The sequence below is a fragment of the Streptomyces sp. WZ-12 genome, from assembly GCF_028898845.1.
Classification (GTDB): Bacteria; Actinomycetota; Actinomycetes; order Streptomycetales; family Streptomycetaceae; genus Streptomyces.
The window spans coordinates 3,385,017-3,399,016 of the sequence record NZ_CP118574.1 but is presented as its reverse complement, the minus strand read 5'-3'; the positions used below and the strand labels follow the sequence as shown (position 1 = coordinate 3,399,016).

Annotated in this window: 12 protein-coding genes; all 12 read left to right on the top strand. The window is 75.2% G+C overall.

Annotation, left to right across the window (positions count from 1 at the left end):
• Nucleotides 1-3: 3 nt before the first annotated feature.
• Nucleotides 4-1,299: a DUF3152 domain-containing protein gene (locus tag PV796_RS14205; protein ID WP_274913444.1), complete on the top strand. Its 1,296-nt coding sequence runs from the start codon at nt 4-6 to the stop codon at nt 1,297-1,299.
• An 84-nt stretch (nt 1,300-1,383) separates the two neighbouring features.
• A complete protein-coding gene (locus PV796_RS42055; RefSeq protein WP_342456910.1) occupies nt 1,384-1,476 on the top strand; it encodes an Ms4533A family Cys-rich leader peptide in 93 nt (30 codons plus the stop codon).
• Between the two features lie 182 nt (nt 1,477-1,658).
• Nucleotides 1,659-3,398: an ABC transporter substrate-binding protein gene (locus PV796_RS14200; RefSeq protein WP_274913442.1), complete on the top strand. Its 1,740-nt coding sequence runs from the start codon at nt 1,659-1,661 to the stop codon at nt 3,396-3,398.
• Nucleotides 3,395-4,354, top strand: a complete 960-nt coding sequence (locus PV796_RS14195) for an ABC transporter permease (RefSeq protein ID WP_274913441.1) — start codon at nt 3,395-3,397, stop codon at nt 4,352-4,354. Before PV796_RS14200 ends, PV796_RS14195 begins: the two co-directional genes overlap by 4 nt.
• Nucleotides 4,351-5,340 carry an ABC transporter permease gene (locus tag PV796_RS14190; protein WP_274913439.1) on the top strand — a complete coding sequence of 330 codons (990 nt, stop codon included), beginning with the start codon at nt 4,351-4,353 and terminating at the stop codon, nt 5,338-5,340. Before PV796_RS14195 ends, PV796_RS14190 begins: the two co-directional genes overlap by 4 nt.
• Nucleotides 5,337-7,022 carry an ABC transporter ATP-binding protein gene (locus PV796_RS14185; RefSeq protein WP_342456909.1) on the top strand — a complete coding sequence of 562 codons (1,686 nt, stop codon included), beginning with the start codon at nt 5,337-5,339 and terminating at the stop codon, nt 7,020-7,022. The genes PV796_RS14190 and PV796_RS14185 overlap by 4 nt, the downstream gene beginning before the upstream one ends.
• Nucleotides 7,023-7,239: 217 nt before the next feature.
• Entirely contained in the window at nt 7,240-8,994 is a 1,755-nt protein-coding gene (locus tag PV796_RS14175; RefSeq protein ID WP_274913438.1) for a DUF3492 domain-containing protein, read from the top strand.
• A gap of 17 nt (nt 8,995-9,011) precedes the next feature.
• Nucleotides 9,012-9,227, top strand: a complete 216-nt coding sequence (locus PV796_RS14170) for a hypothetical protein (RefSeq protein ID WP_274913437.1) — start codon at nt 9,012-9,014, stop codon at nt 9,225-9,227.
• Nucleotides 9,224-10,603: a hypothetical protein gene (locus tag PV796_RS14165; protein WP_274913435.1), complete on the top strand. Its 1,380-nt coding sequence runs from the start codon at nt 9,224-9,226 to the stop codon at nt 10,601-10,603. The genes PV796_RS14170 and PV796_RS14165 overlap by 4 nt, the downstream gene beginning before the upstream one ends.
• Nucleotides 10,604-10,853: 250 nt before the next feature.
• Nucleotides 10,854-11,813: an NAD-dependent epimerase/dehydratase family protein gene (locus PV796_RS14160; RefSeq protein ID WP_274913434.1), complete on the top strand. Its 960-nt coding sequence runs from the start codon at nt 10,854-10,856 to the stop codon at nt 11,811-11,813.
• Nucleotides 11,801-12,682, top strand: a complete 882-nt coding sequence (locus PV796_RS14155) for a spherulation-specific family 4 protein (RefSeq protein WP_274913432.1) — start codon at nt 11,801-11,803, stop codon at nt 12,680-12,682. Before PV796_RS14160 ends, PV796_RS14155 begins: the two co-directional genes overlap by 13 nt.
• Before the next feature lie 97 nt (nt 12,683-12,779).
• Nucleotides 12,780-13,958 carry an adenylyltransferase/sulfurtransferase MoeZ gene (gene moeZ, locus PV796_RS14150; RefSeq protein ID WP_274913431.1) on the top strand — a complete coding sequence of 393 codons (1,179 nt, stop codon included), beginning with the start codon at nt 12,780-12,782 and terminating at the stop codon, nt 13,956-13,958.
• Nucleotides 13,959-14,000: the final 42 nt, after the last annotated feature.

Sequence of the window (14,000 nt, the reverse complement as noted above, 5' to 3'; positions counted from 1 at the left end):
CCCGTGGGACGACACAGCCGCCGGGGCGGGCCGCAGGGCCCGTCCGGCGAAGCGGCCAAGAGCGCCGGCAACACTCCCGGCATCCCGGGGACGGGACGCCGGCGTCGGACGCCCGGCCCGGCCGGAGACGCCCCCAACGACCCCGCGGCGCGCGGCGGCCACCCCGAGCAGCGCGGGACGGGCGGCGGCCGGGGCGCCGCGGGGATGCCGCCCGGCGTGCGGATTCCCCGGCCCCGGGCCGGCGAGCCCGGCGCGGGCGCTTCCGGTGCGCCCGGTGACGGGACGCCCCCGTTCGGCGTGCCGGCGGGGGAGCGGGGGAGCGTGCCGGGTCCGCGGCGCGCGTATCTGGAGGCGTTCGACGCGCCGGTGGGGCGCGACACGGCGGAGGCCGGGCCCGGGCCCCGTCCGGAGCGTCCCGTGGACGGCGACGAGGGGTCGGCGCCCGCCGATGCCGAACGGGTGCCGGCCGGGGCCGGTGCGCGCGGGGCCCGGAAGGGGCACCGGGCGCGGACGTTGACCGGTGCGGCCGCGGCCGCGGTGACCACCGCGCTCGCCGTCGTCATCGCGGGCCAGGTCGCCGAGCAGCGCCAGGACGGCGCCGGCGGTCCGTCGCCCCGCACCGGCGACGACCGGGCCGACGGCGGCGACGAGGCGTCGCGCTCCCAGGCGCGGCCCGGCCAGGACGCCAAGGCCGCCGACTACGCCACCCAGATGGCGCGGGTCTTCCCGTTGGACCCGCAGTTGACCGCCAGCGGCCGGTTCCGGCCGGCCGGCGGCGACGCGAAGGCGCCCGGCCACGGCAAGGTGCTGCGCTACCGGGTCGACGTCGAGGAGGGACTGCCCCTGGACGGCGAGCTGTTCGCCGAGGCGGTGCACAAGACCCTCAACGACGACCGGAGTTGGGCGCACGGCGGCCGGCGGACCTTTCAGCGGGTGGGGTCCGGTGACGCGGACTTCGTGATCTCGTTGGCGAGCCCCGGCACCACCGCGAAGTGGTGTGCCAAGTCGGGCCTGGACACCACCGAGGACAACGTCTCCTGCGACTCGGCGGTCACCGAGCGCGTGATGATCAACGCCTACCGGTGGGCCCAGGGCGCCAAGACCTACGGCGCCGACAAGATGCTGGCCTACCGGCAGATGCTGATCAACCACGAGGTCGGGCACCGGCTCGGCCACAACCACGAATCCTGCACCCGGCAGGGCGCGTTGGCCCCGGTGATGATGCAGCAGACCAAGTTCCTCACCACGGACGGGGTGACCTGCCGGCCCAACTCCTGGCCCTACCCGACCGGGAGTTGAGCCGGGCGCCCTCGACATGAGACGACTTGTCTCTCATGGTGAGACGCCTTGCCAGGAACCGAACCCCCGTTCCATCATCTGCGCATGACGCACCGTCACGCCACCGACCTCGCCGCCCTCAAGCTGGCGCTGATCGGCGTGTCCGTGCAGAGCGTGGCCGACATCGCGTGTCGCTGAGGCCCGCCCGGTCCCGTTGAGGCGCGCCTGCCTCCCGGACCGGGGTGTTCCCCCTCGCGCAGCCACGTACTCCGTTTCGTTCTCCCGCCGTTGACGTGTCCGCAGGGGGCGGCCCCCGTGCGCCGTCGCGCCCCCGAGCCGCCCCGTGCGGGTGCTTCCCGCTGTGAAAGGCACCCGTTCCCATGGCCGAGCAGGTCCCCTCCCGCCCCCCGTCCCGCACCGTGACCCGGGTGGCCGCCGCCGTGGTCGCCGCCGTCCTCGCCGGGGGCGCGGCGGCCTGCGGCCCCAAGGACGCCGGTGCCGCCGGCGGCGCGGGCGCCGCGCCCAAGAAGGGCGGCACCCTCACCGTCCTCAACTCCGAACCGCAGACCAACTTCGACCCGGCCCGGCTCTACACCTCCGGCGGCGGCAAGGTGCCCACCCTGGTCTTCCGCACCCTGACCACCCGCAAGCGGGCCGACGGCGCGGCCGGCACCCAGGTCGTCCCGGACCTCGCCACCGACACCGGACGGCCCAGCAAGAACGCCACGGTGTGGACCTACACCCTCAAGAGCGGCCTGGCATTCGAGGACGGCACGCCGATCACCAGCGCCGACGTCAAATACGGCATCGAGCGCTCCTTCGCCCCCGAACTCTCCGGCGGCGCACCCTATTTGCGGGACTGGCTGGTCGGCGGGGACAGCTATCAGGGCCCGTACAAGGACACCGCCAAGGCCGGCCTGAGATCCATCGAGACCCCGGACGAGAGGACCCTGGTCTTCCATCTGCGCAAGCCGGAAGGGCAATTCCCGCTCCTGGCCACGCAGACCCAATTCGCCCCCGTGCCGCGGGCGAAGGACACCGGCACGAAATACGAGGAACACCCGGTCTCCTCGGGCCCGTACAAGGTCGTCTCCAATACCGGGGACGGCGAACGCCTCGTTCTCGCCCGCAATCCGCACTGGTCGGAGAAGAGCGACGACCAGCGGCACGCCTATCCCGACACCGTCAACGTGGTCTCCGGGCTGGACCCCGCGGTCATCAACCAGCGACTGGCCACCGGCGCGGGCGCCGACGCCGCCGCGGTCACCACCGACACCAACCTCGGCCCCGCCGAACTCGCCCGGATCGCCGGCGATCCCGAGCTCAAGAAGCGGGTCGGCACCGGCCGCTTCGGCTACACCACTTACCTCGCCTTCAACCCGAAGGTGAAGCCCTTCGACGACCCGAAGGTGCGGCAGGCCATCGCCTACGCGGTGAATCGGCAGAGCGTGGTCAACGCGGCCGGCGGTTCCTCGCTCGCCGACCCCGCGACCACCTTCCTGCCGAACCAGAAGGTCTTCGGCTACACCCCCGACGACCCCTTTCCGGCCGGAAAGACCGGGAATCCGGAAAAGGCCAGGGAACTGCTGAGGGAGGCCGGCCACGGCGACGGGCTGACGATCACCCTCACCCATTCCACCGCCAAGAACTTCTCCACCAGCCCGGAAGTGGCCACCGCCGTCCAGGAGGCCCTGAAGAAGGCCGGAATCACCGTGAAACTGGCCGGACTTGAGGACAACGCCTACAAGGAGAAGGTGCACGGCCTCAAGGACGAGCCGGGGCTGTTCCTCGGCGGGTGGGGCGCCGACTGGCCCTCCGGCGGACCGTTCCTCGCGCCCGTCTTCGACGGCCGACAGATCGTCAAGGACGCCGCCAACTTCAACCACGCCCAGCTCGACGACCCCGCCGTCAACCACGAGATCGACGCGATCAACCAGCTCACCGACCTCACCGCGGCGGCCGAGCGCTGGGGCGCCCTGGACCGCACGATCGGGCGGCGGGCGCTGTCCGTGCCGCTCTTCCACCCGGTCTACAAGCGGCTCTACGGCAAGGACGTCAAAAACGTCGTGATCAGCGACTGGGACGGCGTGCTCGACATCTCGCAGGTCGCGGTCAAGTGACAACACGTCACGACGGCGCTCTCAGGCGGCGGTTGCGGCAGCGGCCGGGGGCCGCGGTGGCCGCCGCCGGACTCGCGCTCCTCGCCCTGCTCGCCCTCGCCGCGCCCCTCCTTTCGGCCCTGGAGGGCCAGGACCCCACGACGTACCACGACGACCTGATCGACTCGGCCCGCGGCGGGGTGCCGCTCGGGCCGTACGGCGGGATCAGCGCCGACCACTGGCTGGGCGTCGAACCGGGCACCGGGCGGGACCTGTTCGCCCGGTTGCTGTACGGCGCCCGGATCTCCCTGATGGTCGCCCTGGGGGCCACCGTCGTCCAGGTGCTCATCGGGGTGACGGTGGGGCTGGCCGCCGCGCTCGGCGGCCGGTTCGCCGACACCGTGCTCTCCCGCCTCACCGACGTGCTGGTGGCGCTGCCGATGCTGGTGTGCGGGGTGGCCCTGACCGCCGTCGTCCCGGCCGACTTCCCCCGGCCGCTGCTGCTGGTCGCCCTGATCGGGCTGCTCAACTGGGGCGGCACGTCACGGATCGTACGGGCCCACACCCTCACGCTGACCACGCTGGACCACGTGGCCGCGGCCCGGCTCGGCGGGTCCGGGCCCTGGCGGGTGGCCCGTCGGGAGCTGCTGCCCGCGCTCGCCGCGCCGGTGCTCACCTACGCCGCGCTGCTGGTCCCCACCAACATCGTCATCGAGGCGTCGCTGTCCTTCCTGGGCATCGGCGTCAAACCGCCCACCTCCTCCTGGGGACAGATGCTGTCCACCGCCACCACCTGGTTCCGCGCCGACCCGCTCTACGTCCTGCTGCCGGCCGCCTGCCTGTTCGTCACCGTCCTCGCGTTGACCGCCCTCGGGGACGCGGTGCGCGCGGCGCTCGACCCGCGGGAGCGGTCCCGGCTGCGGGTCGGCGCCCCGACCGGCCGACGGGCCCGCCCGGAACGGAGCGCCACCGTATGACCGGCTACCTCCTGCGCCGGCTCGGCGGCGCCCTGATCGTCCTGTTCCTGCTCTCCGTCCTGGTCTACCTGCTCTTCTACGTCGCCCCCGGCGACCCCGCCAAGCTGGCCTGCGGCCCCCGCTGCGACCCCGGCCAGCTCCGCCAGGTGCGCGACCAACTCGGGCTGAACGAGGGCCTGTTGACGCAGTACCTGCACTTCCTCAAGGCCCTCGTCGTCGGCCGCGACTACTCCACCGGGACCGGCGTGCTGCACTGTCCGGCGCCCTGCCTCGGCCTCTCGTACCAGAACGGGCAGCCGGTCACCGCGCTGCTCGCCCAGCGGCTGCCGGTCACCGCCTCGCTCGCGTTCGGCGCGATGGTGCTGTGGCTGCTGCTCGGCGTCGGCACCGGACTGCTCTCCGCGCTGCGCCGCGGCGGGCCGACCGAGCGGCTGCTGACCGTGCTCACCCTCGCCGGCACCGCCACCCCGGTCTTCATCACCGGTCTCCTGCTGCTGATGCTGTTCTGCGCCGCCCTGGGGTGGCTGACGTTCCCGACCTACGTCCCGCTGACCGAGGACCCCGAGCAGTGGGCCTGGAACCTGCTGTTGCCCTGGGTGTCGCTGGCCCTGCTGGAATCCGCCAAGTACGCCCGGCTGACCCGCTCCGCCACCCTGGAGACCCTCGCCGAGGACCACATCCGCACCTTCCGCGCCTACGGGCTCCGCGAGCGCACGGTGATCGGCCGGCACGCGCTGCGCGGCGCCCTGCCGCCGGTGATCGCGCTGAGCGCCATCGACCTCGGCACGATGCTCGGCGGTGCGGTCCTCACCGAGACGCTCTTCGGGCTGCCGGGCCTGGGCCAGTTGCTGGTCCACTCGGTCCGCACCGTGGACCTGCCGGTCGTGGTCGGCACGGTGTTGGGCGTCGGCGCCGCCGTGGTCGCCGCCAACGCCGTCGCCGACGTCCTGTACGCGCTCGCCGACCGAAGGGTGGCCCTGCGATGACCGAGCCAGCGACCGACACCCTGGTCGAGGTCGCCGACCTGACCGTCGACTTCCCGGCCGCCGAGGGCCCCGTCCGCGCCGTCGACGGGCTCTCCTTCCGCCTGGCGGCCGGCCGCGCGCTGGGCCTGGTCGGGGAGTCCGGGTCGGGCAAGTCCACCGTCGCCGCGGCCCTGTTGGACCTGCACCGCGGCACCGGCGCGCGGGTGGCCGGCACGGTCCGGGTCGACGGGCTGGACGTGCTCGCCGCCCCCGACGCCGCGCTGCGTCGGCTGCGCGGCGGCACCGCGGCGATGGTCTTCCAGGACCCGCTGTCCGCCCTGGACCCCTACCACGCGATCGGCGACCAGATCGCCGAGGTGCACCGCGTCCACCGGCCGGGCACCTCCCGGCGGGCCGCCCGGGCCCGGGCCGTCGAGGTGCTGGACCGGGTCGGCATCGCGGACGCGGCCCGGCAGTCCCGCGCCCGTCCGCACGAGTTCTCCGGCGGGATGCGGCAGCGCGCCCTGCTGGCGATGGCGCTGGCCTGCGAGCCGCGGCTGTTGATCGCCGACGAGCCGACCACCGCGCTGGACGTCACCGTCCAGGCGCAGATCCTCGACCTGCTCCACGAGCTGCGCGCGGAGCGCGGGTTGGGCCTGATCCTGGTCACCCACGACCTCGCGGTGGCCGCCGGCAGCGTGGACGAGCTGCTGGTGCTGCGCGACGGGCGGGCGGTGGAACACGGGCCGGTCGCCGAGGTGTTGGGCACCCCGCGCGCCCCGTACACCAAGGAGCTGCTGGCGGCGGTGCCCCGGGTGGACGCCGTGCGGGGCCCGGCGGCAACGGGCGGGAGGGCCGTGCCGGAGCCCGATCCGGGCGCGCCGCTGCTCCAAGCCACCGACCTGCGACGGGAGTTCGGCCGCGGCCGGGCCCGCACCACCGCCGTGGACGGGGTCTCGCTGACCGTCTCCGCCGGCGAGGTCCTCGGCCTGGTCGGCGAGTCCGGCAGCGGCAAGACCACCCTGGGCCGGATGCTGATCCGGCTGTCCGAGCCGACCGCCGGGAGCCTGCGCTACCGCGGCCGGGAGATCGGCCGCCTCCCGGAGCGGGAGCTGCGGCCGCTGCGCCGGGAGGTGCAGATGGTCTTCCAGGACCCGACCTCCTCGCTCAACCCGCGCCGCACCATCGGCGAGTCGGTGGCCGATCCGCTGCGCGCCACGGGGGAGTTGGATGACCGCGAGATCGTCCGGCGGGCGCAGGAGCTGCTGGCGCGGGTCGGCCTGGACCCGGCCTGGTACCACCGCTACCCGCACGAGTTCAGCGGTGGCCAGCGGCAGCGCGTCGGGATCGCCCGGGCCCTGGCGCCCGCGCCCCGGCTGCTGGTCTGCGACGAGCCGGTCTCCGCGCTGGACGTCACCACCCAGGCGCAGATCGTGGCGCTGCTCGCCGAGCTCCGCGGGGAGTTGGGCCTGGCGCTGGTCTTCATCGCGCACGACCTGGCGGTGGTCCGGGCGGTCAGCGACCGGGTCGCGGTGATGCGGGCCGGCCGGATCGTCGAGGAGGGGCCCGTCGACCGGGTGTACGACGACCCCCAACACCCCTACACCCAGGGGCTGCTGGCGGCCGTCCCCGTACTGGACCCGCAGATCGCGGCCGGGAAGCGGGCGCTGCGGGCGAGCGCCCTAGACCCTGTCCGGCCCTGATCCGCCGGACAGGTCCTACCACCGGGCGCTCCCGGCCAACGACCCCATAGCGCGCAGAAACGCCCCCAGGGGTGGAAAGTCACGCGCGTTCACCCCTTCCGGTGGCGCGATGGACAACCGTCCATCGCGCCACCGGCCCCTTTGCGTAGCTTCTTCCTGCAGGTGGCGGGGGATGTACCGCGCCAGGACGCCGATATGGGAGGACGGGGGTGCCGTCGTGCGCATTGGACTGCTCACCGAGGGTGGCTATCCCTATGCGTCCGGTGAGGCGCACGCGTGGTGCGAGCGGCTCGTGCGCGGGCTCGCCGGCCATGACTTCGCGCTCTACGCGCTGACCACGACCGCCCGCCAGGAGGCCCGCGGCCCGGTCGCGTTGCCGGTCAACGCGGAGCTCAGGGGGCGGGCGCCGCTGTGGGGGGAGAGCTCCGTGGCGTTTCGGCGGGGCGGCGAACGGGGCGCCGGGCGGCGCGTCCGGCGGCGCTTCGTCGAGCACTTCGGCGACCTGGTGGCGGGCTGCGCCGCCCCGCCGGCCGGCGAGCGGCCCGCCGCCGAGGACGGTCAGGCGGACCGTTTCGCCAGGGGGCTCTACGGGCTCGCCGACCTCGCCCGCGACGGCGCCCCGTTGCCCGCCCTGCTCCGCTCCGAGAGTGCCGTACGCGTGCTGGAGGCGGTCTGCCACGGCCCGGGCGCGCCGCCCGCCGCCCAGGGCGCCCAGGTCGCCGATCTCCTGGCGCTGGCCGCGGAGTTGGAGTCGGCGCTGCGCCCGCTCTCCCTGGACTGGTACGGCGACGCCGACCTCGCCCGGGTCGATCTCTGCCACGCCGCCTCGGCCGGCTCCGCCGCGCTCCCGGGATTGCTGGGCAAACGCTTCTTCGGGACCCCGCTCCTGGTCACCGAGCACGGCGTGCGGCTGCGCGAGCACTACCTCGCGCACCCCGATGCACCCCGCTCCGCCCCGGTCCGCGCGCTGCTCGCCGCCTTCCGGCGCGCCCTGGCCGTCGAGACCTACGCCCAAGCCGCGCTGCTCACCCCCGGCTCCACCCGGGCCCGCCGCTGGCAGCAGCACTGCGGTGCGGACCCGACGCGGCTGCGCACGGTCTACCCGGGCATGGCCGCGGGCCCGTTCGCCGCGGTGCCGGACGCCGCGCCGGACGACTCCGCGACCCTGGTGTGGACCGGCGCCATCACCCCCGACAAGGACCTCATCGGGCTGCTGCACGCCTTCGCCGACCTGCGCCGGGCGGTGCCGACCGCCACCCTGCGGATCATCGGCGGCCTCGGCGACGACCCGGAGGCCGCCGGCTACCGCGCCCAGTGCCGGGCGCTGGCCGCCCAACTCTTCCCCGACGAGGCCGCCGACGCGCTGACCGCCGGCGAGAACCCGGTCCGCTTCGAGGAGATCGGCGACCCCACCGCGCCCACCCTGGCCGACGCCTACGCCTCCGCGACGCTGGTGGTGCTCTCCAGCGCGGTCGAGGGGTTCCCGCGCTCCCTGGTGGAGGCGATGTTCTGCGGCCGCGCCACCGTCTCCACCGACACCGGCGCGGTCTGCGAGGTGATCGGCGGCACCGGCCTGGTCGTCCCGCCGCGCAACCCCCGCGCGCTGGCCGACGCCTGCCGGGCGCTGCTCGCCGACCCGGAGCGGCGGGCCCGATTGGGCGCCGCCGCCCGCGCCCGGGCCCTCGAACTGTTCACCGTCGAGCAGAACATCGCGGCATTTCGTGGCATCTACCTGGAGCTGATCGCGCACGCCCCGGCCCGTCCGGTCGGGCGCACGGCCGCGGCCGGGGGCGCCGCGCCGCGGCCCTTCGCCCGGCCCGCCGAGTCGCAGCTGCCCGGCGGGCCGGCCCCGGTCGGCGCCGTCCGCACCCCGAGCTGGGCGCGGGCCGAGGGGGCCGACCGGGCGGGCGGCCGGCCCCGGCGCACGCGGTACGGAGCGGCCGGCGGGCGGGCCGCCGGACAGGTGTGGTGAGGGTGAGGGAGACGGTAATGGTGACAGTGGTGCTGGATGTGCTCTGCGCGATGGGCGTGGTGGGCGCGGCCCTGGTGACGGGGATGGCGGACGTGGCGCACGAGGGGAGTTGGGGGAGCCCGGGCGGCGCCCGGCGGCCCGACCGCCCGGGTACCGGCCGCGGGCTGCCCGTCCCCGGTGGGCGCGGCCCCGACCCCTATGCCCGGCAGCGGGGGAGGGGAACCGGCGCATGACCGCACCCGAGAGCGACACCGCGGTCCGGCCCGCGCGGCCGGCACCCCGGTTCGGCCCCGCCGACCCGGTCAAGATCCTGATGCACCGTCATCGCGCCTTGTGCGAACGGGCCGTTGACCCCCTGGAGATCGCCGCCGGGCTGGAGGCGCACGGCGTCACCGACCGCACCGCGGCCCGCTTCCGGCACCGTGATGTCTTCTCGCTGGCCGAGGAGCTCTACGCCCGGGTCCCGCGCGCCGATACGCCGGAGCCGGAGGAACCGGCCGGGCCGCCGGACGAACCCCGGGACGCACCGGCGGACGACCCCGGCCCGGCCGTCGGGACCGCGGCCCCCGCCCCCGGCCCCCGTTTCGCCCGCGGCGCGGTGCAACTGCTGCCCGGCGCGGTCGGCCTGGCCACGCTCGCCGCGCACGCCTCCGTCGCGCCCACAACGCCGCACGCCAGGGCGGCCGTTGACGCGGCCGGGCTGCTGCTCACCCTGCTCGCGCTGCGGCTGGCGCTGCGCAACGGGCCGCTGCGCCCCCGCCGTGGCCCCGGCTCCCGTACGGCCGCGCTGTGCACCGCCTGGACCCTGGGGTACGCGGTCTACGGCGACTGGCTGCTGACCCAGGCGCTGTCCGGCGGGCCCGATGTGCCGGGCCCGCACCCCCGGGCGGCCGTCGCGACCGCCGTCGCGCTGGTCTGCGCCGTCGCCCCGGCCGCCGCCTGCGCCGCCGCCTTCGCCCGGCGCGCCCGGCGCGGCCTGGCCGCCAGCCGCGCGCTCTGCGAACTCGCCGCGCGGGTCCGGCCGTTGCTGCTCGGTGTCACCCTGCTCTTCCTGGCCGTCGCGGGCGCGCTGGCCGTCGGCGCCGCGCTGCTCCTCGGCGCCGACGGGAGCCCCGGCGGCCGGTGCGCCGTCCCGGCGGCGACCGCGCTGGCGGTGCTGCTCTTCCTCGCCCGGCTGCTCACCGTGCACGGCTTCCCGGTCGCCGCGGCGGCCGGCACCGGCCTCGCCGCCGCCCTCGAAGCCACGGCCCTGGGCCTGGCCCTCGCCGCCCGGCTCCCCGAACTCGCCCCGCTCGGCGCCCCGGTGACGGCCCTGGTCACCGCCGCCGGCCCGGCCGCGGTCCCGGCGCTGGCCTGCGCGCCCGCGGCCCTGGCCCTCCTGGTGCACGGACTGCGGGCGCTCACCGGCGCCTGCGCCCACCCGCCCTTCCCCAAGCTCTCGACTCCTCCCCCAAGCTCTCGGCTTCGTTCGAGCAGGGGGCGCCCACCTGCGCAGGGGAGGCTCCAACCGCCGCAACGACGGGCTGCGCGCGGCCCCTTGACGTCCCCCGTGCCCGACCGGCGTGGGGCCGCCCCCCTCACCGACGCGGCGGAGGGACACCGGCCATGACCCGTCCCACCCGCCCGTCCGGGCCCCCGTGCCCCACACACCCCGCGGCGCGGCGCTTCGGTGCCGCCGCTCCGCACCCCCCGGCCCCCGCGCCGCGGACCGCACCCCCCACCTGGCCCCCGCCCCCAGGGGCGGGCGCCGAAGCCGCGGCCGGAACCGGCGGAACCCACCCGCTTCCCTCGATCCGCAGGAGGAGTCGACACATGAACGTCCACCCGACCACACGGCACGCGCGCAGGGGGGACGCACGATGAGGGTGCTGCTCATCGGCGCCAACGGCTACCTCGGCCGCTATGTCGCCGACCGCCTGCTCGCCGACCCCGCCGTCCAACTCACCGCACTCGGTCGGGGGGACGACGCCGACGTCCGCTTCGACCTCGCCACCGGCAGCCCCGGGGCGCTCACCCGCTTCCTCGACGCGGTCCACCCCGGCGTCGTCGTCAACTGCGCGGGCACCACCCGCGGCGGCGCCCGGGAGCTGACCCGGCACAACACCGTCGCGGTCGCCACCATCTGCGAGTCGCTGCGCCGCAGCGGCTGCGGCGCGCGCCTGGTCCACCTGGGCTGCGCCTCCGAGTACGGGCCCTCGCAGCCCGGCTCGTCCACCGCCGAGGACGCGGTGCCGCGCCCCGGAGGCCCCTACGGCGTCAGCAAGTTGGCCGCCACCGAGCTGGTCCTGGGCTCCGGGCTGGACGCCGTGGTGCTGCGGGTCTTCTCGCCGGTCGGCCCCGGCACCCCGGCCGGCTCCCCGCTGGGCCGGCTCGCCGAGGCGATGCGCCGCGCCATGCAATCCGGCGACACCGAGCTGAAGTTGGGCGGCCTGGGCGTCCAACGGGACTTCGTCGACGTCCGGGACGTCGCCCGGGCGGTGCACGCGGCCTCGCTCTCCGCCGCGCAGGGCGTGGTCAACATCGGGACGGGGCGGGCGGTGCGGCTGCGGGAGGCGGCCGCGGTGCTCGCCCGGGTCGCCGGGTTCGGCGGCTCGCTGCACGAACTCGACTCCCCGCCGGCCCGGTTGGTGATCCCGGCCCCCGCCTCCGAGGGGCACCCGGCGGGCGGGCAGCCCACCGCCTACCCGTACCCGGACGGCTGCGGCACCTGGCAGCAGGCCGATGTGCGCACCGCCCGCGACCGGCTCGGCTGGCGCCCGCGGATCGGCCTGGAGGAGTCCCTCGCCGACATCTGGATGGAGGCCGCGTGTCGCATCTGAGCGCTCCCGTGGACAGCGCCCGCGCCCCCACCGGGTTCGGGCCGCTCGGGGTGGGGGTGCCGGGCTTCGCGCACCCCCTGCTGGCCCCCGCCGAGTGGGCGGAACTGCTGCGCGCCGCCCGCGGGTTCGTGCTGCCCCCGGAGCCCGACGGGGTGGGCGCCGGTCCCGGCTACCGGCGGGTGACGCCGGTGCACTGGGCGGTGCTCAACGTCTGCAACGGGCCCGGCAGCCGCCCCGACCCGCACTGCCTCCCGGCCGCCGCCCGCCTCCGCGAGGCGGGCGGCCGCGCGCAGCGTGTCGGTGAGGGGTGGTGGTCGGGTGGCGGGAGGGCGGGTGTCCGCCTGTTGGGACATCTGGACCTCGGGCGCGGCGCCCGCCCGTTCGCCGAGCTGATCGCCGACGCCCACCGCTACCGCGAGTGGTACAAGGTCGACGGCTTCTGGCTGGACCGCTGTCCCACCGACCGGACGCTGCTGCCCGCCACCCGGCGGCTGGCCGGCGCCCTGCGGGCCCTGGGGGACGACGGCTACCTGGTCTTCTCGCACGGCGCCCACCCGCACCCCGGGTACGCCGAATCCGCCGACCAGTTGGTCACCTTCGCCGGCTCCTGGACGGACTACCGCTGGTCACAGGTGGCCGAGTGGACCGCGGACTACCCGCCGGACCGCTTCTGCCACCTCGTCCACGGCGTCCCGCGCACGCACCTGGACGAGGCGTTGCGGATCGCCCGCTGGCAGGGTGCCGGCACTGTGTACTTCACCGACCGCCGGGCCGCTGGCGCGGCGGACGCCGCGGCCGTCGCCTGGGAGTCGCTGCCCGGCTACTGGGACACCTTTGTCTCGCGCATCGGACCAGGTGTCTCGGAATGAAGAAGGGCGTGGCAGTGTTACGGGAAGAGTCAACTCCGCCGTCCCCGGTTCCGGCCGGGGCGGAGGAGCCCCATCGAGACCGACCAACGGAGTCCCCGTGTCGCTGCCACCCCTGGTCGAGCCCGCTCCGGAGCTCACCGTCGACGAGGTCCGCAGGTACTCCCGCCACCTGATCATCCCCGACGTCGGGATGGACGGGCAGAAGCGGCTGAAGAACGCCAAGGTGCTGTGCGTCGGCGCCGGCGGCCTGGGCTCGCCCGCGCTGATGTACCTGGCCGCGGCCGGCGTCGGCACCCTGGGCATCGTCGAGTTCGACGAGGTCGACGAGTCGAACCTGCAGCGCCAGATCATCCACAGCCAGGCGGACATCGGCCGCTCCAAGGCCGCCTCCGCCAAGGACACGGTCCTCGGCATCAACCCGTACGTCACGGTCAACCTCCACGAAGAGCGCCTCGACTCCAGCAACGTCATGGAGCTCTTCGCCCAGTACGACCTGATCGTCGACGGCACGGACAACTTCGCCACCCGCTATCTCGTCAACGACGCCTGCGTGCTGCTGAACAAGCCGTACGTCTGGGGTTCCATCTACCGCTTCGACGGCCAGGCGTCGGTGTTCTGGTCCGAGCACGGCCCCTGCTACCGCTGCCTGTACCCGGAGCCCCCGCCGCCCGGCATGGTGCCGTCCTGCGCCGAGGGCGGCGTGCTCGGCGTGCTCTGCGCCTCCATCGGCTCGATCCAGGTCAACGAGGCCATCAAGCTGCTCGCCGGCATCGGCGACCCGCTGGTCGGCCGGCTGATGATCTACGACGCGCTGGAGATGACGTACCGCCAGGTCAAGGTCCGCAAGGACCCCAACTGCGCGGTCTGCGGCGAGAATCCGACCGTCACCGAGCTGATCGACTACGAGGCGTTCTGCGGCGTGGTCTCCGAGGAGGCCCAGCAGGCGGCGGCCGGTTCCACGATCACTCCGCAGCAGCTCAAGGAGTGGATCGACAACGACGAGAAGATCGACATCATCGACGTCCGGGAGCCCAACGAGTACGAGATCGTCTCGATCCCCGGCGCGCGGCTGATCCCGAAGAACGAGTTCCTGATGGGCACCGCCCTCCAGGACCTCCCGCAGGACAAGAAGATCGTCCTGCACTGCAAGACCGGCGTCCGCTCCGCCGAGGTCCTCGCGGTCCTGAAGTCCGCGGGCTTCGCCGACGCGGTGCACGTCGGCGGCGGCGTCATCGGCTGGGTCAACACCGTCGAACCGGAGAAGCCGGTCTACTGATCCGCCGCTCCACCCCCCGCGCGCAAGGCGCCGGTCCGTTCG